Origin of the sequence: Shinella sp. WSC3-e, assembly GCF_945994535.1 — a bacterium.
Taxonomy (GTDB): domain Bacteria; phylum Pseudomonadota; class Alphaproteobacteria; order Rhizobiales; family Rhizobiaceae; genus Shinella; species Shinella yambaruensis.
In genome coordinates, this window is the sequence record NZ_OZ000530.1 from 4,617,573 (window position 1) to 4,640,145 (window position 22,573).

Here is a 22,573-nt window from a genome sequence, read left to right on the forward strand (position 1 = left end):
ACCCCAAGGGCATGGCGTTCGCTTGTGGCAGGCCCCTCACCCTAACCCTCTCCCCGCAGGCGGGGAGAGGGGACCTGCCTCACGAAACCGTATTGGCCGGGGCAGCCGGCGCGGCATATCCCTTCTCCCCGCTTGCGGAGAGAAGGTGGCCGACAGGCCGGATGAGGGGCCAGTCCCCGCGCCCTGCCAAAGACGCTGACACTTATTCCCCTGCAAATCCAGCCGGTTGCAAACAAACCGCCGCGCAGCAAGTCTGACGCAAGATTGGCTCCGTAGGTTCGCCGTGAACAAGGATGGAGCTTGTCATGCAACCGATACAACTGTTTGAACTGGCCTCGAAACAAGCCGAATGGCTATCCGTCCGCCAGAGTGTGGTTGCAGGCAACATCGCAAACGCAAACACCCCCGGATTCAGGGCGAAGGACGTCACCCCCTTTCAGGCGGTGCTCGAAACGACGGGCATCCGCATGGCGACGACGCAGCCGGGCCATCTCACCGATGGCGGCGAAATGGCGAGCCGCGTCGTCGAGACCAAACCCACCGACGGGATCGGCGTGCAGGAGTCCGGCAACACGGTCGGCCTTGCCGAGGAACTCATGAAGGAGGGCCAGGTCAAGCGTGAGTTCGAGTTGAATGCCGGCCTCGTCAAGGCCTTTCATCGCATGATGCTGATGACAGTCAGAAGGTAAGAAATGGATCCGCTCATTGCTTCAATGAAAGTCGCGGCTTCGGGTCTGGAAGCACAGTCCACCCGTATCCGCATCGTTTCGGAAAACCTGGCGAACGCCCGCTCGACAGGCGACACCCCCGGCGCCGATCCTTTTCGCCGCAAGACCGTGACCTTCGCGGCCGAGCTTGACCGGGTGAGCGGCGCGTCGCTCGTCGAGGTCGAGCGCCTCGGCTTCGACGAAGGCGAGTTCGCGACGGAATACGACCCCGGCAACCCGGCGGCGAATGCCGAAGGCATCGTCAAGATGCCGAACGTCAACATGCTGGTGGAAATGGCCGACATGCGGGAAGCCAACCGCTCCTATGAAGCCAACCTGCAGAGCATCAAGCAGTCGCGCGACCTGATCAGCGCGACCATCGATCTCCTGAGGGCCTCGCAATGATCGAAAGCGTAAAGGGCGTCAATTCGCTCTTCTCCACCAACGCCCTCTCGGGCGTCACCACCGAGACGTCCAATTCGGTTTCCGCCTCCGCTGCGGCCGTGCAGGGCACGGGAACCCAGATGAGCTTTGCCCAGGTGATGGGCGACGTGGCGACGGACATGGTGGACAGGCTGAAGCTCAGCGAGACCAAATCCTTCGAAGCCATCCAGGGCAAGGCGACGACCCGCGAAGTGGTCGACGCCGTCATGAGCGCCGAGCAGACGCTGCAGACCGCCATCGCCATCCGCGACAAGATCGTCACCGCCTATCTCGAAGTCGCAAGAATGCAGATCTGAGGACCGGACATGAAAGCCCTTGCCATCGCCGCCACCGGCATGAACGCGCAGCAGACCAACCTTGAAGTCATCGCGAACAACATCGCGAACATCAACACGACCGGCTTCAAGCGCGCCCGCGCCGAATTCTCGGACCTGCTCTACCAGACCGAGCGCGCCGCCGGCGTGCCGAACCGCGCCAACCAGGCGGTCGTGCCGGAGGGGGCCATCATCGGCCTCGGCGTGAAGACGGCCGCCATCCGCAACCTGCATCTCCAGGGCGGCCTGACGAGCACCGGCAACTCCTTCGACCTCGCGCTCATCGGCCGCGGCTGGTTCCAGATCGAGGCGGCGGACGGCTCCACGCTCTACACCCGAGCCGGCGCCTTCAACACGAATGCCGAAGGCCAGCTTGTGACCCTCGACGGCTACACCGTCGTGCCGGGCATCAACGTGCCGCAGGATGCGACGGAGATCACGGTCAGCAAGTCCGGCCAGGTCTATGCGACCGTCGGCGGCCAGCAGCAGGAGCTCGGCCAGATCACGCTGGCGAACTTCGTCAACGAGGCCGGCCTGGAGCCGCTCGGCGAAAACCTCTTCCGCGAGACCGCGGCCTCGGGCCCGGCCAATGTCGGCGCGCCGGACGAGGCGGGCTTCGCCTATATCCAGCAGAACTACCTCGAGGCGTCGAACGTCGATCCGGTCAAGGAAATCACCGACCTGATCTCCGCCCAGCGCGCCTATGAGATGAACTCCAAGATCATCCAGGCGGCGGACGAAATGGCGGCCGTGGTCAGCAAGAACCTGAGATAGAAACCAACATGCGGGGAACATGATGTTTCGCCTGAAAGCAGCACTTCGGAATGGAAAGACCCTGTCAGCCCGGTGGCGCGCGGCCCTCGTCGCGCCTGCCGCGCTTGCCGGTCTTCTCGTGGCCGACGCGGCTCTGGCCGATATGCGCACCGCCGTCGTGCCCAAGCGCATCATCTATCCCGGCGAGGAGATCCAGGCGGGGCAGCTCGAAGTGGTCGAGGTGACCAACCCGAACATCGTCAAGGGATTTGCCGAAAGCATTTCCGACGTCAGCGGGCTCGTCACCAAGCGCACCCTGCTGCCCGGCCGCGTCATCCTCGTCTCGGCCCTGCGCGAGCCCTTCCTCGTGAACCGCGGTTCCACCGTGCAGATGGTCTTCGACAACGGTTCGCTCGTCATCCGCGCCAGCGGCACGCCTCTGCAGGATGCCGCCGTCGGCGAACTCATCCGGATCCGCAACAAGGACACGGGCGTGATCGTCTCCGGCACGGTCATGGCCGACGGAACCGTGCATGTGGTGGCGAAATGATGCGTGATTTCCTCTCCCGCGCCCTTGCCGTTCTCGCCTGCCTCGTGCTGGCGGCCGGACCGGCGCTGCCGGCGGCCCGCATCAAGGACGTCGCCTCGCTGCAGGCCGGCCGCGACAACCAGCTGATCGGCTACGGCCTCGTCGTCGGCCTCCAGGGCACGGGCGACAGCATGCGTTCCTCGCCCTTCACCGAGCAGTCCATGCGGGCGATGCTGCAGAATCTCGGCATCTCCATGGTGGGCACGCAGACGCGCGCCAAGAACATCGCGGCCGTGCTCGTCACCGCCAACCTGCCGCCCTTCGCCAGCCCCGGCAGCCGCATCGACGTGACCGTCGGTTCGCTCGGCGATGCCTCGTCGCTGCGCGGCGGCACGCTCGTCATGACCTCGCTCTCGGGCGCCGACGGCCAGATCTACGCGGTCGCGCAGGGCTCGATCGTCGTCACCGGCGTCAGCGCCGGCGGCGAGGCGGCGACCGTGCAGCAGGGCATCACCACTGCCGGCCGTGTGCCGAACGGCGCCATCATCGAGCGGGAATTGCCCTCGCGCTTCAAGGATTCCTCCGACCTGGTGCTGCAACTGCGCAATCCCGACTTTTCCACCTCCGTCGGCATGGCGGACGCGATCAACCGCTACGCGTCCGCGCAGTACGGCGGGGCGATCGCCGAATCGCGCGATTCGCAGTCGGTCTACATCGCCAAGCCGAAGACGGCCGACCTCGCCCGCCTGATGGCCGATATCGAGAACCTCGTCATCGAGACCGATGCGCCCGCGCGCGTCGTCGTCAACGAGCGCACGGGGACGATCGTCATCGGCCAGGACGTGCGCATCTCGCCCGTCGCCGTCAGCTACGGAACGCTCACCGTGCAGATCAACGAAATGCCCAAGGTCATACAGCCCGAACCGTTCTCCAAGGGCGTGACGGCGGTCGAGCCGAACACGGACATCCTCGTCCAGCAGGATGGCGGCACGGTCGCCCTGCTCGATGGATCGAGCCTGCGCTCGCTGGTCACCGGTCTCAACAGCATCGGCGTCAAGCCGGATGGCATCATCTCCATCCTGCAGAGCATCAAGACCGCAGGCGCCCTCCAGGCAGAACTGGTGCTGCAATGACGACAGTTACGACCCTCATCGCCGTCAGGACGCTGGCGCGCAAGCTCGCGCTGCCGATCGCCGGCTTCGTGCTGATGGCCATTCCCGGTGCCTTCGCCGAGGAACGCCCGGTCATCATGACGACCAAGGCGACCGCCGACGAGATCCGCGAATTCTGCACCAATATCGCGGACGCGGCACGCGACCAGCGCTATCTCCTCCAGAAACAGGAACTGGAAAGCCTCCAGAAGGATATCGACGCACGCATCAAGACGCTGGAGACCCGCCGCGCCGAATACGAGGACTGGCTCAACCGCCGCAACAACTTCCTCAAGACGGCCGAGGCGGGGCTCGTCGAGATCTATCGCAAGATGAAGCCCGATGCGGCGGCCGCGCAGCTTGCCGAGATCAACCCGGAGATCGCCTCGGCGATCGTCATGAAGCTGCCGCCGCGCCAGTCGAGCACGATCCTGGCGGAAATGCCGGCCGACAAGGCCGCGCTGCTCACGCGGCTCATCGCCATCGTGGGCGATCCGAATACGTCAAAGTCAAAGGACCCGTCATGAAGAAGACCGCCTCCGCACTCGCCGTCGCGCTGGCGCTTTCGGGCTGCACGAGCCAGGCCATCAACGAGATCGGCCGCGCGCCTGCGATGAGCCCGATCGGCAGCGGCCTCAACTATGCGGAAACGCCGCAGATGGCGATGTATCCCAAGCAGCCGCGCACGGCGGTTGCCGGCTATTCGATCTGGAGCGACCAGCAGTCGGCGCTCTTCAAGGATTCGCGCGCCTTCAAGGTCGGCGATATCCTGACCGTCAACATCCGCGTCAACGACCGGGCGAGTTTCGACAACAAGACCGACCGCTCGCGCACCAACAAGAGCGGCATGAATTTCGGCTTCGGCGGCTCGGGCAACAACTTCAAGGTCGATACGGAAGCCGACCTCAACTACGGCTCCTCGACCAGCACCAAGGGCGATGGCTCGACGGAGCGTTCCGAGCGGCTGAACCTGCTCGTCGCCGCCGTGGTGACGGGCGTCATCGAGAACGGCAACCTCCTGATCAGCGGTTCGCAGGAAGTGCGCGTCAACCACGAGCTTCGCATCCTCAACGTCGCCGGCATCGTGCGCCCTCAGGATGTCGACGCCGACAACCAGATCGCCTACGAGCGGATCGCGGAGGCGCGCATCTCCTATGGCGGCCGCGGCCGCCTGACCGAGGTGCAGCAGCCGCCATGGGGCCAGCAGGCGGTGGACCTGCTCTCGCCGATCTGACGCAGCCCTGACAATACGGGAAGACGAACATGGCGGACGAAGAAGAGGTCGTCGAGAAGAAGAAGCCCACGCTGGTCATCACCATCGCGGCCATTGCCGGGCTGACGCTGCTGGCGGCCGGCGGCGGCTGGTTCCTGGGCAACATGCTCGCCCCGCCGCCCGCCGAAAAGCCGGCGGAAGAGGTGGTGAAGGCGGAGGGCGGCGCGGAAGGCGAGGCGACCGAGGTCGTGCCGCATATCTCCACCGAGGCGAACGGCGTCGTGCTGCTCGATCCGATCACCAGCAACCTTGCCTATCCTTCGGACAACCGTGTCCGTCTCGAAGTCGCGCTGATGTTCAAGGGCGTGCCGGACGTCAAGCTCGCCGAGGAGATCCACCAGGACATCCTCGCCTATATGCGCACGGTCTCGCTCCAGCAGGTGCAAGGCCCGCGCGGGTTCCAATATCTCCGGGAAGACCTGCAGGAGCGGGTTGACCTCAGGTCCGAAGGGCGCGTAACCAACGTCATGTTCCGGACCTTTGTGATCGAATGATTCGAGCCTTTCTGACCTTCATCGCCATGATGGCGATGACCGGCATGGCCTATGCCCAGCAGCAGTTGCAGCTGCCGGGGGATTTGCTCAATGCGCAGGTCGACGGGTCGGTCGCCTCCTGGATCATCCGCACCTTCGGGCTGCTCACCGTGCTGTCGGTGGCGCCCGGCATCCTCATCATGGTGACGAGCTTTCCGCGCTTCGTCATCGCCTTCTCGATCCTTCGTTCCGGCATGGGCCTCGCCACGACGCCGTCGAACATGATCCTCGTCTCGCTCGCCCTCTTCATGACCTTCTACGTCATGGCGCCCACCTTCGACCGGGCCTGGCAGAACGGCGTCGAGCCGCTGATCGCCAACCAGATCGACGAGACGGAAGCGGCCAGGCGCATCGCCGAGCCGTTCCGCGAGTTCATGGTGGCCAATACGCGCGACAAGGACCTCGAACTCTTCATCTCGCTGGCGGAAGAGCGCGGCCAGACGGTCGTGCAGAACAACGTCGCGGACCTGCGCGTCGTCATCCCGGCCTTCATGATCTCGGAAATCCGCCGCGGCTTCGAGATTGGCTTCCTCGTCGTCCTTCCCTTCCTCGTCATCGACATGATCGTCGCCACCATCACCATGGCCATGGGCATGATGATGCTGCCGCCGACCTCGATCTCGCTGCCCTTCAAGATCCTGTTCTTCGTGCTCATCGACGGCTGGAACCTGCTCGTCGGCAGCCTGGTGCGCTCGTTCAGCTAGAGCAATTCCAGCAAAAGTGCGCAGCGGTCTTGCGTCCGGAATTGCGTAAAAACAAATACCTGGAGCGTTTTCGCGATTGAGGAAAAGCGGAAACGCTCCGGGTATTGCGGCAGCAGCGCGACGCGGCCATTCCGGCATTGCTCAAGAGCTCCGGATTTTCTCAACCGTGAAATTTTACCGGCGGTTAACCATACTTCGCGATCGCTCGAAGGCACTTTGCCCATTTAAGGAGTTGGCAAGGATTGGCTGCGAGTTTTGCTCAGACACGACGGGTTTGGTATCCCTTCAGATCCCTGGAGAAACCGAGTTGGCATGATGCCGAACCGCCGTAACCGGTAAGTTCCCAGTCCGGTATGTCCCCCACCAGTATTATGTTCAAAGGGACAACGATAATGACGAGCATTCTCACCAACGCAGCCGCCATGTCTGCTCTCCAGACGCTGCGCTCCATCAACAACGGCATGGAAGATACGCAGGCGCGCGTTTCCTCGGGTCTGCGCGTCGGCAACGCGTCTGACAACGCCGCCTACTGGTCGATCGCGACCACGATGCGTTCCGACAACATGGCGCTCTCCGCCGTCCAGGACGCTCTCGGCCTCGGCGCCGCCAAGGTCGACACGGCCTATTCCGGCATGGACTCCGCCATCGAAGTCGTCAAGGAGATCAAGGCCAAGCTGGTCACCGCAACCGAAGACGGCGTCGACAAGGCGAAGGTCCAGGAAGAAATCAAGCAGCTTCAGGATCAGCTGAGAGGGATCGGCGACGCGGCCTCCTTCTCGGGTGAAAACTGGCTGAAGGCCGACATCACCACCGCCCAGGTCAAGAACGTCGTCGGCTCCTTCGTGCGCGACGACAGCGGCAATGTCTCTGTCAAGAAGATCGACTACACCCTCGACACCAACACGGTTCTGTTCGACACCGGCGGCGACACGGGCATTCTCGATCAGACCCGGGACATCAGCGGCCCCTCCGTCACGCTGAACATCAACGTTGGCGGCGTCACCACCGCGGAAACCGTAAAGGCGTTCACGACGGATGACATCATCACGTCGGGTGCTGGCGCCTCCGCCTTCGATGGCAACTATGCCAACGACGGTGCAGCGAGCTATGTTAAGGTCGCGGACAACACCTGGGTTCTGGCCGTCGACCAGTCGACGGTTCCCGATCAGGAAGTTGCCTACACGGACTCGAGCAGCGCCCTTTGGGCGGTCGATATCGCTGGCGGCGCTGCCGCTCTGGCGGCCACCGCGGTCCAGCAGTCGGTCGACAATCTCGACATCACGACGATCACGACGGATGCACAGCTCAGCAATCTCATCCAGATGGTCGACGATGCACTGACGACCATGACCAGTGCTGCCGCCTCGCTCGGTTCGATCTCTTCGCGCATCGACCTGCAGTCCGAGTTCGTCTCCAAGCTCACCGAATCGATCGACAAGGGCGTCGGTCGCCTGGTCGATGCGGACATGAACGAGGAATCGACCCGCCTGAAGGCACTGCAGACCCAGCAGCAGCTCGCCATCCAGTCGCTGTCGATCGCCAACTCGGCTTCGCAGAACGTCCTGTCGCTGTTCCGCTAATACGCGATCCCGGGAACAAGGGCGGGCGGTGGCTGACCGCACGCCTGACCCAACTGAGCCGCGCTTCCGAAAGGGGCGCGGCTTTAGTTTTTTCTTAACCTTGCTGTGTTACGCGCGCACGCGCGAGGGTTGTGATATTGCGCGGCCGGTGCAGCGATTTTTCCGCCGCTTAGCAGTTCGTTAACCATGATCACGTTAGCTAAAGCCATCGAAGCGGCGGGCTGACTTCCTGGGGAAGATGGAGCTTGGCAGGCATGACGCCGACCGTTGTTTCCCCGGTGTGACCGGAATGTCCCTTCTCTTTCAGCCAATCAAGGGGCACCCAATTAATGACGAGCATTCTCACCAACGTCGCGGCCATGTCCGCGCTCCAGACCCTGCGCTCCATCGGCTCCAATATGGAAGAAACGCAGGGACGCGTCTCCTCCGGCATGCGCGTCGGCACTGCCTCTGACAACGCTGCCTACTGGTCGATCGCCACCACGATGCGCTCCGACAACATGGCGCTTTCCGCCGTTCAGGACGCCCTCGGCCTCGGCGCCGCCAAGGTCGACACCGCCTATGCCGGCATGGAGTCCGCCATCGAAGTCGTCAAGGAAATCAAGGCCAAGCTCGTTGCCGCGACTGAAGACGGCGTCGACAAGGCGAAGATCCAGGAAGAAATCGACCAGCTCCAGGACCAGCTTGTCAGCATTTCCCAGGCGGCTTCCTTCTCGGGCGAAAACTGGCTTCAGACAGACCTGACGGCCGCTTCCGGTTCCGAAATGAAGAGCATCGTGGGTTCCTTCGTGCGCGACGAAGCGGGCAACGTTTCGGTCAAGAAGGTCGACTACGAGCTCAGCACCTCCACGGTTCTGTTCGACACCGGCGGCGATACGGGCATCCTCGATCAGGTCAGGGACATCAGCGGTCCTTCCGCCACCTTGAACATCAATGTTGGCGGTGTCACCTCTCCGGTAACCGTCAAGTCGTTCACGACCGATGACATCATCGCGTCGGGTCTCGGCGCATCCACCTTCGATGGCAGCTATGCCAACGACGGTACGGACAACTACGTCAAGGTTGCGGACAATACCTGGGTTCTGGCGGTCGACCAGTCGACGGTCCCCGATCAGGAAGTTGTCTACACGGACTCGAGCGCCGGCCTGTGGGCGGTCGACATCCCCGGCGGTCAGGCCGCTCTGGCGGCGACTGCGGTCGAACAGTCTGTCGACAATCTCGACATCACGGCAATCACGACGGCCGAACAGCTCGGCAATCTCATCCAGATGGTCGACGATGCCTTGACGATGATGACCAGCGCGGCTGCCGACCTTGGTTCGATCACCATGCGCATCGACCTGCAGGGAGACTTCGTCAAGAAGCTGACGGAATCCATCGACAAGGGCGTCGGCCGCCTGGTCGATGCCGACATGAACGAAGAATCGACCCGCCTGAAGGCATTGCAGACCCAGCAGCAGCTCGCCATCCAGTCGCTGTCGATCGCCAACTCGGCTTCGGAAAGCATCCTCACGCTCTTCCGTTGATCGGAAGACGGCCGGATCTTTCAAGGTTCTCGGAAGGCCCCGGTTTACCGGGGCCTTCTTTCGTTTCGTCCGGGCGCCTCAGAGCGGCGGGTGCAGGAAGGTGGCCATCGCCGCATTCTCTGCCCGGCGGGAAAGGTAGAGCCGGGCGGTGTCGAGCGCCTCGCGGATCGTCACGTCCATGTCGAGGTAGCGGTAGGTGCCGAGCCGGCCGACGAAGGTGACGCCGGCTTCCTGCTCCGCGCGGGAGACATAGTCGGCGAGCTGTGCCTTTTCCTCCACGAGGCGGATCGGGTAGTAGGGGATGTCGTCCGGCCCGCAGGCGCGCGAGAATTCGCGGTAGCAGACCGAGCCCGCGGGCTCCTCCCAGGGCGAAAAATGCTTGTGCTCGGTGATGCGGGTATAGGGGACGGCGACGTCGCCGTAGTTCATCACCGCGCAGCCCTGATAGTCGCCCTCATAGGTGAAGCGCTCGAAATCGAGCGTGCGGTAGCCGAGCCGGCCGAGTTCGTAATCGAAATAGCCGTCGAGCGGGCCGGAATAGAAGAGATGGCTGTAGCCCGCCTTCTCGCCGCGCCGGAAGCTGGTTTCCAGTCGGACCGTGATGTTCGGATGATCGAGGATGCGCGCGATCATCTCGGTATAGCCGGTCTCCGGCATGCCCTGGTATTTGTGGAAGAAGTAATTGTCCTCGTAGTTGAAGCGCACTGGCAGGCGCTTCAGGATCGAGGCCGGCAGCTCGGTCGGCGAGCAGCCCCATTGCTTTTGCGTATAGCCCTTGAAGAAGGCCTCGTAGAGGTCGCGACCGACGAAGCGCAGCGCCTGTTCCTCGAAGGTCTGCGGATCGGTGATCGTCTTGTCCGCCTGCGCGTCCAGGAAGGCGCGCGCCTCGTCCGGGCGAAAGCTCTTGCCGAAGAACTGGTTGATCGTGTGCAGGTTGATCGGCAGCGAATAGACCTGCCCGCCGCTGGTCGCCTTCACGCGGTTCTTGTAGGGCATGAAGGTCATGAAGCCGTTCACATAGTCCCACACTTCCTTGTCGTCGGTGTGGAAGATATGCGGCCCGTAGACATGCACCATCACGCCGGTCGCCTCGTCCCGCTCCGTATGGCAGTTGCCGCCGATATGGTTCCGCGTGTCGACGATCTCGATCGCATGGCCCGCCTCGGCAAGCGCACGGCCGATGACAGCGCCGGAAAGGCCGGCGCCGACGATGAGGATTTTTTCCTTTGCCCGCATGAAGACCGGTCCTCAGCCTGCTGCGCGCAGGGCGAGCTGCGGCTTCTCGTCGGCCGGGAAGAGACGCTCGCGCATGAGCGCCTCATAGGCGGCGACAAGCGGGCTCGGATCCCAGCCGCGCTCCTGCGGGCCGAAGCTCAGGTGGCTGACGGTGAAGTCCGAATAGATCGCCGTCGGCCGTTGCAGGAGCGTCGGAACGCCGATGGTCAGCGCGTGTTCGTCGTCGCCCTGGGGCAGGGCCATGTGCACGAGGTCGCGGCCGAGCCAGGCGATGAAGTTGATCGACTGCCGCTCCGTCCAGTCGACGACCCTGGCGGGAAGGGCGAGGGTCCTGCCGCCCTGGCCGAGGAAGAAGTCGTGCAGCTTCACGGCCCGCTCGGCGCTCTCCCAGAGGCTGCCGCCGAAACCGCCCGGCGGCAGCTCGAAATGGCCGACGCCCGGCGGGATGGAACCGGCCGCCTGCTGGAAATAGGCGCAGACGCCGTTGTTCACCACATTGGCCGAGACGACGAAGTAATGCGGATTGTTCCGGCGGAACCGGATGAAGCCGTCCAGCTCGTCGATGTCGAGATAGACGATGTCGTCGTCGCATTTCAGGAACACCGCGTCGGAAAAGGCCGCGAGCTGCGTGGCGTAGTAGTCGTAGGCCTGCCAGTAGGGCATCTGCTCGTTCGGATTGCCGATATAGCGCCGCGTGGCCGCACCGGCGTCGCAAAGCTCGAGATCCGCGCCCCAGCCGCCGCGCATCTGCACGCTTGCGCCGGCGGAAAAGTCGAGTTCCGGCCAACTGCCGATGGTGACGTTGTTGACGCGCAGCGTCGGCGCGCCGGCCGCGTCGAGCGACAGCACGACATCGTTCGCTCGGCCGGGCGAGAGCACGCCGGGCGTCGGCGCGCTCCACAGGTTGGTGTCGTCGCCGCGCTCGGGGTTGTGCAGCTTTTCGCGCGGGATCTTGCGCATCGCCGAATGGGTGTTCTTCCAGCCGCCGACCACGAATTCATAGTGCTCGTTCGGGCGGTCGCGCGGGGTGAGGGTGATGTGCAGGTCGTGCCTTATGCGGGCGCTGGTACGGAACGAGGCCTGGCGCGAGACGCTGCCGACCGGCTGGTAGGGCACCTTCGCACCCATGTAGCGCACCGGGCCGAACTCCCGGCTCACCCAGGCGTGGTCCTCGGCCGAGCGGGTGAAGTCCCAGATGTGCCACTCGTCGATGATCCCGAGGTCCATCGCCCGGCGGACATATTGGGTGAGGATTTCCATCCGCTTCTGCCGTCCGGCAAAGGTCACCAGGATTACGGGGGTCATGCTGTCCTCGTCATTCAGAACTTCGGGTTGCGGGTCGAGCTGGGCGGTCAGGCGGCCGGCGCCGGCCAGAGGCGGGCGTCGGGCGAGAGCGGGGCGTGTTCGTCGAGGCTGGCAAGCGCCGCGCGATAGCGCTGCCGGTAGGCCTCTTCCTCCTCGAATTCGATGCCGGTAGCGGCAAGCTCGGCGCCGATTTCGTAATAGACGTCGAGGTTGCGCAGGTCGGGCACAGGCGTTTCGCCGCGTTCGGCATCGCCCTGCATCTGCCAGTAGAGCTCCTCAAGGCGGCGGGCGAGGCCGGGCATGTCGCGCAGTGCACAGGTCTCGCGCTGGTGCTGGAGCGAATCCTTTACCGCCGCAAGGCTTGCCGGGTTCCGGGCGAAGGCGACGGCCTTCTGCACGTAGTCGTCCGGGCCCGAGCAGATCATCTCGGGAATGCCGGCCGCCGCGACGATGCTGGCGCAGAAGCGCGAGGCGAAGCTCTTGCCCGCGATGGTCAATACCGGCAGGCCCTGCGTGATGGCATCGGCCGCGGTGGAATGGGCGCCGTAGGGGAAGGTGTCGAGGAAGAGATCGGCAAGGCCGATGCGGGCGAGATGGTCGGGGTTCTGCGTCTTCCCGGCGAAGATGATGCGCTCCGGCGCAACGCCGTTCTGCTCCGCGATCTGCTTCAGGCGCTCGTTGACGCTGTCGTCGCCGGCGAGCAGCCACAGCACGCTGCCGGGCGTTGCTAGCAGGATCGCCATCCAGCGGCCGAAGCAGGCGGCGGTGATCTTCTGCATGCCGTTGAAGCTTGCGAAGACGAAGGCGTTTTCCGGCAGGCCGACGCTGGCGCGCGTCGGGCGCGGCGAGACCGCGCGCTTGCGGTCCACCGGCTGGTTGCAGGCGATGCGCAGGACCTTCTCGGTGTAGTAGATCTCGTTTTCCGCCGGCACGATGTGTTCGTCGGCGATCATGTACTGGTGGTAAGGGCTCGCCATGGTGCCCGGATAGCCGCAGAAGTTCACGATCACGGGCGCCGGCCGGTAGGCGAAGATCTTGGTGCGGGCATGCTTGGTGTAGCCGTTGACGTCGACGAGCACGTCGATCTCGTCGGCGGCGATCTGGCGGGCGGCGTCGATGTCGCTGAGCGCGGCGATGTCGCGCCAATGGTCGACCGCCAGCTTGATGCGGGCCTGCGTCTGGTCGAGCGGTGCGGGATCGCCGCAATAATAGGCGAAGATCTCGACGCTCGTCTTGTCATGCAGTTCGAGCACTTCGCTGAGCGCGAAGCCCACGGCGTGCTGGCGCAGGTCCGAGGAGACGTAACCGACGCGCAGCCGCTGCCCGGTCCCCGATTTCTGCCGCACCGGACTGCGCGTGAAGTCCTGAAGATCGGCCGGTCGGCCGACATTCGTGCGGCAGTAGCGATGGGCCTTGGCCAGGTGGAACAGGGGATCGTCCGCATAGCAGGCGATCGTCATGGACGAGGTCGCGTCCATGAAATGGCGCGGCGTGACGTGAAGGGAGGGTGTGAAGACCGGCCATTTGCACTGGCGCATGCGCAGCGAGATCCAGTGCTGCGCCGCCTCGGTGCGCGACGGCTGCAGCTCCATGGCCTGCCAGAGGGCGGCTTCGGCCTCCTCCAGGTGCCCGGTGCCTTCCAGCACGCGGCCGATATGCTGGAGGCTGAGCAGGCGGTTGCTGATCCTGTCCGGCGTGACGTCGGCGGTCGCATCGGCATAGACGCGCCATTGCTGGACGGCCTGGCCTGTCAGGCCGCAATCCTCCAGCGTCCTGCCGAGATTGATATGGGCCTGGCCGAACTGCGGGTTGATGCGCACGGCGGCGCGAAGGGCGTGCAGCGCGCCGGCAGCATCGCCGGCCTTCGACAGCGAGACCGCATAGTTGAAATAGGCAAGATGCAGCAGCGGGTTATTGTCGTTGAAGGCGATCCAGATCTTGTAGAGTTCGCCTGCCTGTGCCGTCGCTCCGGCCGCCGTCAGGCTTTCCGTCGTCTGGAACAGGTCGGCCAGCGAGAGCTGCTGGTTGCGGGCCCGCCCGAGCAGATTGAGGAACGCCGTGGCGGGATCGGCAAGAATGGGAGTGCTGACGGTCATGACATCCTGCGGCAAGGGGGCCTGCTGGCCGGGCTGTTGAACGGCTCGGAAGGAGCTCGTCTGCCTTGCTATCGGAGTTGACTTGCGTCGGGCTGGTCGTTTTGCGCGAAGGGAAGGCCGCCATGTCCCGCGGATTGCAGCGCCGGGCGGGCGGAAGATGGCGGCGGCGCGGTTTCGGCCGCGCCGCCGGATGTCAATATTAGATCGCGGCGTAAGCCTGGATCACGGCTTCGACCTGCGCCGAGTTCATGGCGGCGATCTGCTCGGCCTTGAGGGCCATGATCTGGGCGGAGTCGAGGGCTGCGATGTCCTCGGTGGCCAGACCCTGCAGGGCCTTCAGGCCGATTGCAGCGATCTCTTCGGTCGTGAACGTCTTGATGTCGTCCGAGCTCATCGCCTGCAGGGCGGCGGCGCTGAGGCCGGCGATCTGCGTGCTGGTGAGGGCGGCAACCTGCGTCGTCGACAGGGCCTCGATCTGGCCGCTGGTCAGGGCTGCGATCTGCTTGGTGTCGAGAGCTGCGATCTGGCCGGTGCTGAGGGCCGCGATCTGCGTGCTGTTGACCGAAGCGATCTGCTTGGCGCTCAGGCCGGCGATCTGGCCGGTGCTGAGGGCTGCAAGCTGGCCGGTGGACAGGGCATTCAGCTGGGTGCTGGTGAGGGCACCGACCTGTTTGCTGTCGAGGGCCGCGATGGCCGCCGTCGTGATGCCGGCGAGCGCCGCGGTTTCAAGGCCGGCCAGCGCCTTGACGTTGATGGCCGCGAGCTCATCCGTGCTGAACAGGGCCAGTTCCGCCGAGTCGATGGTCTTCAGGGCGGCGGCGCTGAGGGCTGCGACCTGCGAGCTCGTCAGGGCGGCGACCTGTGCCGTCGACAGGGCTGCTGCCTGGCTGCTCGTCAGGGCCGCGATCTGCTTGGAGTCGAGAGCTGTGATCTGGCCGGTGCTGAGGGCCGCGATCTGCGTGCTGCTGACCGAAGCGATCTGCTTGGCGCTCAGGCCGCCGAGCTGGCCGGTCGTGAGGGCCGCGAGCTGGCCGGTGGACAGGGCATTGAACTGGGCGCTCGAGAGGGCACCGATCTGCTTGCTGTCGAGGGCCGCGATGGCCGCCGTCGTGATGCCGGCGAGCGCCGCGGTTTCGAGGCCGGCCAGCGCCTTGACGTTGATGGCCGCCAGTTCATCCGTGCTGAAGAGAGCCAGTTCCGCCGAGTCGATAGTCTTCAGGGCGGCGGCGCTGAGGGCTGCGACCTGCGAGCTCGTCAGGGCGGCGACCTGCGCCGTCGACAGGGCTGCTGCCTGGCCGCTGGTCAGGGCACCGACCTGGGCGCTCGACAGGCCGGCAATCTGGCCGGTGCTGAGGGCTGCGATCTGCGTGCTGTTGATCGAAGCGATCTGCTTGGCGCTCAGGCCGGCGATCTGGCCGGTCGCGAGGGCCGCGAGCTGGTCGGTGGACAGGGCATTCAGCTGGGTGCTGGTGAGGGCACCGACCTGCTTGCTGCCAAGGGCGCCGATGGCCGCCGTCGTGATGCCGGCGAGTGCCGAGGCTTCGAGACCGGCAAGGGCCTTGACGTTGATGGCCGCCAGCTCATCCGTGCTGAACAGGCCGAGCTCCGCGGCATCGATGGTCTTGAGCGTTGCCGCGCTGAGGGCAGCGACCTGCGAGCTCGTCAGGGCGGCGACCTGCGCCGTCGACAGGGCTGCCGCCTGACTGCTGGTCAGGGCGCCGACCTGGGCGCTCGACAGGCCGGCGATCTGGCCGGTGCTGAGGGCTGCGATCTGCGTCGAGCCGATCGTGGCGACCTGCTTTGCACTCAGGCCGGCGATCTGGCCGGTCGTGAGGGCCGCGAGCTGGTCGGTCGACAGGGCATTCAGCTGGATGCTGGTGAGGGCACCGACCTGCTTGCTGCCGAGGGCGGCGATGGCCGCCGTCGTGATGCCGGCAAGCGCCGAGGCCTCGAGGCCGGCGAGGGCCTTGACGTTGATGGCCGCCAGTTCATCCGTGCTGAAGAGGGCCAGTTCCGCCGAATCGACCGTCTTGAGGGCGGCGGCGCTGAGGGCCGCGACCTGCGAGCTCGTCAGGGCTGCGACCTGTGCCGTCGACAGGGCTGCTGCCTGGCTGCTGGTCAGGGCGCCGATCTGGGCGCTGCCCAGCGAGGCGATCTGGCTGGTGCTGAGGGCTGCGATCTGGGTCGAGCTGATCGTTGCGACCTGCTTGGCGCTCAGGCCGGCAAGCTGACCGGTGCTGAGGGCCGCGAGCTGGCCGGTGGACAGGGCATTGAACTGGGCGCTGGTGAGGGCACCGATCTGCTTGCTGTCGAGGGCGCCGATGGCTGCCGTCGTGATGCCGGCGAGTGCCGAGGCTTCGAGACCGGCAAGGGCCTTGACGTTGATGGCCGCGAGCTCATCCGTGCTGAAGAGGGCGAGTTCCGCCGAATCGATGGTCTTGAGGGCGGCGGCGCTGAGCGCTGCGGCCTGCGAGCTGGTGAGCGCGGCAATCTGCGCCGTCGACAGGGCCGCTGCCTGGCCGCTGGTCAGCGCACCGATCTGGGCGCTGCCCAGCGAGGCGATCTGGCCGGTGCTGAGAGCTGCGATCTGGGTCGAGCTAATCGTGGCGACCTGCTTGGCGCTCAGGCCGGCGATCTGGCCGGTCGTGAGGGCTGCGAGCTGGTCGGTGGACAGGGCGTTGAGCTGGCCGCTGGAGAGGGCGGCGATCTGGCCGGTGCCGAGGGCGCCGATGGCCGCCGTCGTGATGCCGGCAAGAGCCCCGGTGCTGAGACCGGCGAGGGCCTTGGCGTTGATGGCAGCCAGTTCGTCGGTGCTGAAGAGGGCCAGTTCCGCCGAATCGATGGTCTTCAGGGCGGCGGCGCTGAGCGCTGCGACCTGCGAGCTCGTCAGGGCGGCGACCTGCGCCGTCGACAGGGCCGCTGCCTGGCCGCTGGTCAGGGCACCGATCTGGGCGCTCGACAGGCCGGCGATCTGGCCGGTGCCGAGAGCGCCAACCTGGGTCGAGCTGAGCGTTGTAACCTGCTTGGCGCTCAGGCCGGCAAGCTGGCCGGTGCCGAGCGCTGCGACCTGGCCGGTGGACAGGGCATTGAGCTGGGTGCTGGAGAGAGCGGCGATCTGGCCGGTGCCGAGGGCGCCGATGGCCGCCGTCGTGATGCCGGCAAGGGCTCCGGTGCTGAGGCCGGCGATGGCCTTGGCGTTGATGGCGGCCAGTTCGTCGGTGCTGAAGAGGGCGAGTTCCGCCGAATCGATGGTCTTGAGGGCCGCGGCGCTGAGGGCTGCGACCTGCGAGCTGGTGAGCGCCGCGATCTGATCCGTCGACAGGGCAGCAGCCTGGCCGCTGGTCAGGGCCGCGATATGGGCGCTGTTGAGGCTGGCGATGCTGGCCGATGCGATGCCGGCGAGGGCGGCCGCATCGAGGCTGGCGAAGGCCTTGGCGTTGATGGCAGCCAGTTCGCCCGTGCTGAACAGGGCAAGTTCCGCCGAATCGATGGTCTTGAGGGCGGCAGCGCTGAGGCCGGCGACCTGCGTGGAGGTGAGGGCCGCGATCTGGTCCGTGGACAGGGCTGCAGCCTGGCCGCTGGTGAGTGCGCCGATCTGCGCGCTGGACAGCGACGCGATCTGGGCGGTGCTGAGGGCGGCGACCTGCGTGGAGCTGAGCGTGCCGACCTGCTTTGCCGTCAGACCGGCGAGCTGGCCGGTGCCGAGGGCGCCGAGCTGGCCGGTGGAAAGCGCGTTGAGCTGGGCGCTGGAGAGGGCGGCGATCTGGCCGGTGCCGAGGGCGGCGATGCTGGCGGTTGCGATGCCGGCGAGGGCTGCCGTGCTGATGCCGGCGATGGCCTTGGCGTTGATGGCGCCGAGCTCGTCGGTGGTGAACAGCGCAAGTTCGGCGGAATCGATGGTGGTGAGGACCTGGTAGCCGAGGGCCGCGATCTGCGCGGAGTTCAGCACGGCGATTTCATCCGTGGTGAAGGTGGCGACCTGGGCGCTGGTCAGGGCCGCTGCCTGGGTGGCCTTGAGGCCCGCGATGTGGCCGGAGGTGAGCGACGAGATCTGGCTGGCGCTGAGGCCGGCGATGGACTTGACGGCGATCGAGCCGATCTGCTCCGAGGTGAAGGAGAGCAGGCTGCTCGACGTGAAGGCGTTGAGCTGGGCGGCGCTGAGCGCCGCGACCTTTTCCGAGGTCAGTGCCGCGACGTCCGCGCTGTTGAGAAGCTGGATCGCACTCGTGGAAAGGTTCCGGATCTGGCTGGGAGTCAGATTGGTAATGATTGAAGTCATGGACGCGCGCCCTTGTGTTAGCGGATGACAAACGTCGTTTTCGTTCCACCGACCGTGCGGGAAGAGATTCGATCTTCTCCTCGGGTCCCAGGCGCGCAAGGCACCCGCCGTGTACCGCTCGGTCGAGCGCCATCCACGGCGCTAACGGTCCGGACGTCCGGTTGGACGAAAACAATGTCACTTGAAACATGGCTCGAACGAGCCAGCGCATCGGAAGGGCATCATGCGCGGAACTGACACCAGCTCCGATCCCTACGCCATTTGGTCGCAAACGCCGTGCATTGGCTATGCTGTTCCGGGGCCGACTGAACAAGGCAGCAAAATTGCCCCAGCGGCCCTTTTCGACCATGCTAAGTTCTAAATCGGTAGCGTTTAATTTTGGGTTAACAGGCGCGCAGCTCCGGTTGTATCCTGTCCCGCGCTGTCTCCCGGCAAGCGCGGCCTCGCCGCAGAGGTGCGCAGGTTGTGCCAGGACAGGCCAGAATGCCGGGCGGCGCCGGCGGCGCCCATGAAGCAGATGTCGCCTTTCGTCGCCTTTGCCGCGAACCGTGAAATCTGGCTCCGGACGATAAACGCAATCTTCATCTTTCTTTGATCGTGCGCCAGGCCGTTAACCATTTGTTAACCACTCGCTGTTAACCCTTTCTTAAGAGCGATGAACCGGCGCCCAGGGCAAACGAGCGGCGCCGGATGCATGAAGCCCCTTCGTCGTTACCGGTCCCGCCTCACTCCGGCATGCTCCCCGACAATTCCTTTCCCAGGGCAAATGCCAATGACCAGCATATTGACCAACTCCGCCGCCATGGCGGCGCTGCAGACCCTCCGTTCCATCGACAACGGGCTTGAAACCGCGCAGAGCCGCGTCTCCTCCGGCATGCGCGTCGAAACCGCCGCCGACAACGCCGCCTACTGGTCGATCGCGACCACCATGCGCTCCGACAACCGCGCCCTCGCCACGGTCCAGGATGCCCTCGGCCTCGGCGCCGCCAAGGTCGATACGGCCTATGCCGGTCTGGAATCGGCCATCGAGGTCGTGACGGAAATCCGCGCGAAGCTTGTCGCCGCGACGGAAGAGGGTGTCGACAAGGCGAAGATCCAGGAAGAGATCACCCAGCTTCAGGCACAGCTCGTCAGCATCGCGGAAGGCGCCTCCTTCTCCGGCGAGAACTGGCTGCAGGCCGACCTGACGACGGCCGGCGGTTCCGTGAAAAAGAGCGTCGTCGCCTCCTTCGTCCGCAATGCGACGGGCGCCGTCTCCGTCAAGACGGTCGATTACATGCTCGATGACAGAACCGTCCTCTTCGACGAAGGCGGCAATCTCGGCATTCTCGACAAGGCGGCCGTGATCGAAGGACCGGCCGTTGCGCTCAATATCAATGTGGGCGGCACAGTTACCCAACATACCGTCGAGGCATTTACCACGGACGAGGTCATCGCCGCCGGCGCCGGTTCCTCCACCTTCGACGGCCGCTATGCCACCGACGGCGTGAACAACTACGTGAAGGTCGCCGACGACACCTGGGTGATCGCCGTGAACCAGACCACCGTCCCCAACCAGGAGGCTGCCTACCAGGACTCGCTCGGCCGCCTCTGGGCCGTCGATACGGCGAATGTCGTGGCCGCGACGACATCCTCGGTCGACACGATGGTCATCGACAATTCGACGACGACCGGCCAGATCGATGGCCTGCTGAAGATGGTGGATACGGCCTTGGAGGCGATGACCAGCGCTGCGGCCGACCTCGGGGCGATTTCGACCCGCATCGAGATGCAGGAGAGTTTCGTGGCCAGCCTCAACGACGTGATCGACAAGGGCATCGGCCGCCTGGTCGATGCGGACATGAACGAGGAATCGACCCGCCTGAAGGCGCTTCAGACCCAGCAGCAGCTCGGCATCCAGTCGCTGTCGATCGCCAATTCGAGCGCCGAGAACATCCTGCAGCTCTTCCGCCAGTAAGGGCGGCAGGTTCTCTTCCGCCCCGGCCGTTGGTCATCGGCCGAGGCGGGCGGTTGGGCCGCGTTATTTGCCCTGGCGCGGCCCAACACCTTTTATCTTCATCCTCGCACAAGTTTGAAACCCTAGGCTCGATGGCACGATCAGGAAGATTGTGTGCCTTTCGCCTCGCGGAAGGCGCGGTGTCTAAGGAGACAGGTCAGCGGTGGTGTCAGGTTCCAGTGTTTTCGAGAGCGAGCGTCGAAGCGGTCCGCGGGGTTCCCGTCGGGCCTTTCTCGCGTTCGTCCGGCACGCGGCAGGGCAGGAGGGCGCGCGATGAGCGTGCAGCTTGCCCGCTACCTCAAGGATTTCGGCGCTCCGCCGCGCCCTAGGGCCCCCGCCTTCCAGCCGCCGTCCTTCGGCGATGACGGGGGTGGCTCTGCGGCCCAGGCCTTCGTCATGCCATCGGCCGAGCCGCCGGTGGATCTTGCCGCCGAGCGTGCCGAGGCCTTCGCGGATGGCAGGGCGGAAGCCGAGACGGAGCTTCGTGCCAAGCACGAGGCCGAGATCGCGGCCCTGAAGGAGGCGCACCAGGCCGAGCTCGACAACCTGAAGGCGCGCTACGAGAAGGACTACGCCCGTGACCTCGCCGAGCGGTTTTCCACGCTCACGGGCGAGGTGGCCGAGCGCGTCGCCGCCGATACCGCCGAGGTATTGGCGCCGGTGATGAACGACGTGCTGGCGAGGGGCGCGATCGCCGACCTTGCCCGCATGATCGCCGAGGGCCTGCAGGGTGATGAAGGCATGGCGATAACGGTGAAGGGGCCGGCAAACCTCTTCCAGCAACTGGAATCGCATTTCGACGAACCCGCGCCGGTCTTCCGGCATGTCGAGATGCAGGATGTCGATTTGACGGTGGAGTTCGGCGACACCGTCCTCGTAACGCGGATGGCGGCCTGGGCTGACACCGTACGCAAGGTGCTTGCATGAGCGAAGGCGAAAATCACCACCACGGCAAGAACGAGATCATCATCGTCAAGCGTCATGGCGATCACGAGGGCGACCATCATTCGGCTGCCTGGAAGATCGCCTATGCCGACTTCATGACCGCGATGATGGCCTTCTTCCTCGTGATGTGGCTGGTCAATGCCGCCAACGAGAAGACCCAGGCCTCGGTCGCCTCCTATTTCAATCCGATCAAGCTGACCGACGACAAGCCGGCCGACAGATCGGTGAAGAAGCCGGCCAACAGCGCCGAAGGTGAGGCGACGCAGGACAAATCCAAGGAACAGGGTCAGCAGCAGGCGAGTGGCAACGGCGCGGAAAGCGGCAAGGACGAGAAGACGACGGCCGGCGAGGAAGTGCAGTATTCCGAGGCCAATTTCTTCGAGAATCCCTATTCCGTGCTCTCGGAGATCGCGCAGGAAGTCGGCCAGCAGGCGAATGTCAGCGCCAAGGGCGAGGGCGGTGCCGCCACTTCGGGGCCGGCGACCGGCGCCAATGGCGGCGAAGCCTACCGTGACCCGTTCGATCCTGATTTCTGGACGCAGCAGGTGCAGATCTCCGAGGCGACGGATGCCGGCAGCGAGGGCACGCCGGGCCAGCAGATGGCGGCTGCCAGCGACGACACCGTGAAGCAGGCGCTCGCCAAGGAAGAGGCGGAGAAGGCCACGGCCGCGAAGGCCGAGGCGGAAAAGGCCGCCGCGGAGGCCGCCAAGGCCAGGGAAGACGAGAAGAAATCCGCCGAGGAGAAGAAGGCGGACGAATTGAAGAAGCAGCTGACCGCCGAGATCGGCAAGCTCGGCAAGCTGGCCGAGGGTCTCAGCGTGACGCCCGCCGAGGGGGGCCTGCTCGTCAGCCTCACCGACCAGCTTGACACGCCGATGTTCAACATCGGCTCGGCGGTGCCCAAGCGCGAGATGGTTCTGGCGATGGAGAAGATCGGCAAGGTGTTGGAAGGCCGCCCGGGCGCCATCGCCATCCGCGGCCATACCGACGCCCGTCCCTTCGCCGGCGGCAAGAACGACAACTGGCGCCTTTCCATGGACCGCGCGCAGAGCGCCTACTACATGCTGGTGCGCGGCGGCCTGGAGGAGAAGCGCGTGAGCCAGGTGACCGGCTTTGCCGATCGCCGCCTGAAGGTCCCGGCCGATCCGATGGCCGATGCCAACCGCCGCATCGAAATCCTCATCCAGGCCGAGGGCAGCTGA

The 22,573-nt window shown here is 65.1% G+C and carries 20 protein-coding genes; 15 read left to right on the plus strand and 5 right to left on the minus strand.

Features of this window, described 5'->3' with window-relative positions; genetic code table 11:
- Nucleotides 1-305: 305 nt before the first annotated feature.
- From flgB to AABF56_RS22745, 12 genes are all read left to right on the plus strand, one after another.
- On the plus strand, nt 306-689 hold the full coding sequence (gene flgB, locus AABF56_RS22690; protein WP_272804408.1) for a flagellar basal body rod protein FlgB: 384 nt from the start codon (nt 306-308) through the stop codon (nt 687-689).
- A gap of 3 nt (nt 690-692) precedes the next feature.
- A complete protein-coding gene (gene flgC / locus AABF56_RS22695) occupies nt 693-1,112 on the plus strand; it encodes a flagellar basal body rod protein FlgC (RefSeq protein ID WP_272804409.1) in 420 nt (139 codons plus the stop codon).
- Nucleotides 1,109-1,447: a flagellar hook-basal body complex protein FliE gene (locus tag AABF56_RS22700; RefSeq protein ID WP_244767528.1), complete on the plus strand. Its 339-nt coding sequence runs from the start codon at nt 1,109-1,111 to the stop codon at nt 1,445-1,447. Before flgC ends, AABF56_RS22700 begins: the two co-directional genes overlap by 4 nt.
- Before the next feature lie 9 nt (nt 1,448-1,456).
- Complete coding sequence (gene flgG, locus AABF56_RS22705) at nt 1,457-2,239, plus strand: flagellar basal-body rod protein FlgG (RefSeq protein WP_244767529.1); 783 nt, start codon at nt 1,457-1,459, stop codon at nt 2,237-2,239.
- Nucleotides 2,240-2,258: 19 nt separating this feature from the next.
- Entirely contained in the window at nt 2,259-2,768 is a 510-nt protein-coding gene (flgA, locus tag AABF56_RS22710; RefSeq protein ID WP_244767530.1) for a flagellar basal body P-ring formation chaperone FlgA, read from the plus strand.
- Nucleotides 2,768-3,880: a flagellar basal body P-ring protein FlgI gene (locus AABF56_RS22715; protein WP_244767633.1), complete on the plus strand. Its 1,113-nt coding sequence runs from the start codon at nt 2,768-2,770 to the stop codon at nt 3,878-3,880. Before flgA ends, AABF56_RS22715 begins: the two co-directional genes overlap by 1 nt.
- Nucleotides 3,877-4,425, plus strand: a complete 549-nt coding sequence (locus AABF56_RS22720) for a MotE family protein (protein WP_244767531.1) — start codon at nt 3,877-3,879, stop codon at nt 4,423-4,425. Before AABF56_RS22715 ends, AABF56_RS22720 begins: the two co-directional genes overlap by 4 nt.
- Nucleotides 4,422-5,132 carry a flagellar basal body L-ring protein FlgH gene (flgH, locus tag AABF56_RS22725; RefSeq protein ID WP_244767532.1) on the plus strand — a complete coding sequence of 237 codons (711 nt, stop codon included), beginning with the start codon at nt 4,422-4,424 and terminating at the stop codon, nt 5,130-5,132. The genes AABF56_RS22720 and flgH overlap by 4 nt, the downstream gene beginning before the upstream one ends.
- A 29-nt stretch (nt 5,133-5,161) precedes the next feature.
- Nucleotides 5,162-5,665 carry a flagellar basal body-associated FliL family protein gene (locus tag AABF56_RS22730; protein WP_272804410.1) on the plus strand — a complete coding sequence of 168 codons (504 nt, stop codon included), beginning with the start codon at nt 5,162-5,164 and terminating at the stop codon, nt 5,663-5,665.
- Nucleotides 5,662-6,408 carry a flagellar type III secretion system pore protein FliP gene (fliP, locus tag AABF56_RS22735; protein WP_244767534.1) on the plus strand — a complete coding sequence of 249 codons (747 nt, stop codon included), beginning with the start codon at nt 5,662-5,664 and terminating at the stop codon, nt 6,406-6,408. The genes AABF56_RS22730 and fliP overlap by 4 nt, the downstream gene beginning before the upstream one ends.
- A 392-nt stretch (nt 6,409-6,800) precedes the next feature.
- Nucleotides 6,801-7,988: a flagellin N-terminal helical domain-containing protein gene (locus tag AABF56_RS22740; protein ID WP_272804411.1), complete on the plus strand. Its 1,188-nt coding sequence runs from the start codon at nt 6,801-6,803 to the stop codon at nt 7,986-7,988.
- Nucleotides 7,989-8,317: 329 nt separating this feature from the next.
- A complete protein-coding gene (locus tag AABF56_RS22745; protein ID WP_244767536.1) occupies nt 8,318-9,514 on the plus strand; it encodes a flagellin N-terminal helical domain-containing protein in 1,197 nt (398 codons plus the stop codon).
- A 78-nt stretch (nt 9,515-9,592) separates the two neighbouring features.
- Here AABF56_RS22745 and glf read toward each other — a convergent pair whose 3' ends face one another.
- From glf to AABF56_RS22770, 5 genes are all read right to left on the minus strand, one after another.
- Entirely contained in the window at nt 9,593-10,750 is a 1,158-nt protein-coding gene (gene glf, locus AABF56_RS22750; protein WP_272804412.1) for a UDP-galactopyranose mutase, read from the minus strand.
- A 12-nt stretch (nt 10,751-10,762) separates the two neighbouring features.
- Complete coding sequence (locus AABF56_RS22755; RefSeq protein ID WP_272804413.1) at nt 10,763-12,055, minus strand: hypothetical protein; 1,293 nt, start codon at nt 12,053-12,055, stop codon at nt 10,763-10,765.
- 47 nt (nt 12,056-12,102) lie between these two features.
- Entirely contained in the window at nt 12,103-14,151 is a 2,049-nt protein-coding gene (locus tag AABF56_RS22760) for an O-linked N-acetylglucosamine transferase, SPINDLY family protein (RefSeq protein ID WP_272804414.1), read from the minus strand.
- Nucleotides 14,152-14,350: 199 nt separating this feature from the next.
- Nucleotides 14,351-18,430, minus strand: coding sequence for a beta strand repeat-containing protein (locus tag AABF56_RS22765; RefSeq protein ID WP_272804415.1), 4,080 nt, complete (start codon nt 18,428-18,430; stop codon nt 14,351-14,353).
- 372 nt (nt 18,431-18,802) lie between these two features.
- Nucleotides 18,803-19,048: a hypothetical protein gene (locus AABF56_RS22770; RefSeq protein ID WP_272804416.1), complete on the minus strand. Its 246-nt coding sequence runs from the start codon at nt 19,046-19,048 to the stop codon at nt 18,803-18,805.
- A gap of 154 nt (nt 19,049-19,202) precedes the next feature.
- Here AABF56_RS22770 and AABF56_RS22775 point away from each other — a divergent pair, with 154 nt between their 5' ends.
- The 3 genes from AABF56_RS22775 to AABF56_RS22785 all read left to right on the plus strand — a co-directional run bounded on the left by AABF56_RS22775 (nt 19,203) and on the right by AABF56_RS22785 (nt 22,573).
- A complete protein-coding gene (locus AABF56_RS22775) occupies nt 19,203-20,387 on the plus strand; it encodes a flagellin N-terminal helical domain-containing protein (protein WP_244767541.1) in 1,185 nt (394 codons plus the stop codon).
- A gap of 312 nt (nt 20,388-20,699) precedes the next feature.
- Nucleotides 20,700-21,353, plus strand: coding sequence for a hypothetical protein (locus AABF56_RS22780; RefSeq protein WP_272804417.1), 654 nt, complete (start codon nt 20,700-20,702; stop codon nt 21,351-21,353).
- On the plus strand, nt 21,350-22,573 hold the full coding sequence (locus AABF56_RS22785; RefSeq protein WP_272804418.1) for a MotB family protein: 1,224 nt from the start codon (nt 21,350-21,352) through the stop codon (nt 22,571-22,573). The genes AABF56_RS22780 and AABF56_RS22785 overlap by 4 nt, the downstream gene beginning before the upstream one ends.

Coding starts and splice junctions, on each gene's coding strand:
- flgB (WP_272804408.1), top strand. CDS start 306: ATGCAACCGATACAACTGTTTGAACTGGCCTCGAAACAAGCCGAATGG.
- flgC (WP_272804409.1), top strand. CDS start 693: ATGGATCCGCTCATTGCTTCAATGAAAGTCGCGGCTTCGGGTCTGGAA.
- AABF56_RS22700 (WP_244767528.1), top strand. CDS start 1,109: ATGATCGAAAGCGTAAAGGGCGTCAATTCGCTCTTCTCCACCAACGCC.
- flgG (WP_244767529.1), top strand. CDS start 1,457: ATGAAAGCCCTTGCCATCGCCGCCACCGGCATGAACGCGCAGCAGACC.
- flgA (WP_244767530.1), top strand. CDS start 2,259: ATGATGTTTCGCCTGAAAGCAGCACTTCGGAATGGAAAGACCCTGTCA.
- AABF56_RS22715 (WP_244767633.1), top strand. CDS start 2,768: ATGCGTGATTTCCTCTCCCGCGCCCTTGCCGTTCTCGCCTGCCTCGTG.
- AABF56_RS22720 (WP_244767531.1), top strand. CDS start 3,877: ATGACGACAGTTACGACCCTCATCGCCGTCAGGACGCTGGCGCGCAAG.
- flgH (WP_244767532.1), top strand. CDS start 4,422: ATGAAGAAGACCGCCTCCGCACTCGCCGTCGCGCTGGCGCTTTCGGGC.
- AABF56_RS22730 (WP_272804410.1), top strand. CDS start 5,162: ATGGCGGACGAAGAAGAGGTCGTCGAGAAGAAGAAGCCCACGCTGGTC.
- fliP (WP_244767534.1), top strand. CDS start 5,662: ATGATTCGAGCCTTTCTGACCTTCATCGCCATGATGGCGATGACCGGC.
- AABF56_RS22740 (WP_272804411.1), top strand. CDS start 6,801: ATGACGAGCATTCTCACCAACGCAGCCGCCATGTCTGCTCTCCAGACG.
- AABF56_RS22745 (WP_244767536.1), top strand. CDS start 8,318: ATGACGAGCATTCTCACCAACGTCGCGGCCATGTCCGCGCTCCAGACC.
- glf (WP_272804412.1), bottom strand. CDS start 10,750: ATGCGGGCAAAGGAAAAAATCCTCATCGTCGGCGCCGGCCTTTCCGGC.
- AABF56_RS22755 (WP_272804413.1), bottom strand. CDS start 12,055: ATGACCCCCGTAATCCTGGTGACCTTTGCCGGACGGCAGAAGCGGATG.
- AABF56_RS22760 (WP_272804414.1), bottom strand. CDS start 14,151: ATGACCGTCAGCACTCCCATTCTTGCCGATCCCGCCACGGCGTTCCTC.
- AABF56_RS22765 (WP_272804415.1), bottom strand. CDS start 18,430: ATGACTTCAATCATTACCAATCTGACTCCCAGCCAGATCCGGAACCTT.
- AABF56_RS22770 (WP_272804416.1), bottom strand. CDS start 19,048: ATGGTTAACGGCCTGGCGCACGATCAAAGAAAGATGAAGATTGCGTTT.
- AABF56_RS22775 (WP_244767541.1), top strand. CDS start 19,203: ATGACCAGCATATTGACCAACTCCGCCGCCATGGCGGCGCTGCAGACC.
- AABF56_RS22780 (WP_272804417.1), top strand. CDS start 20,700: ATGAGCGTGCAGCTTGCCCGCTACCTCAAGGATTTCGGCGCTCCGCCG.
- AABF56_RS22785 (WP_272804418.1), top strand. CDS start 21,350: ATGAGCGAAGGCGAAAATCACCACCACGGCAAGAACGAGATCATCATC.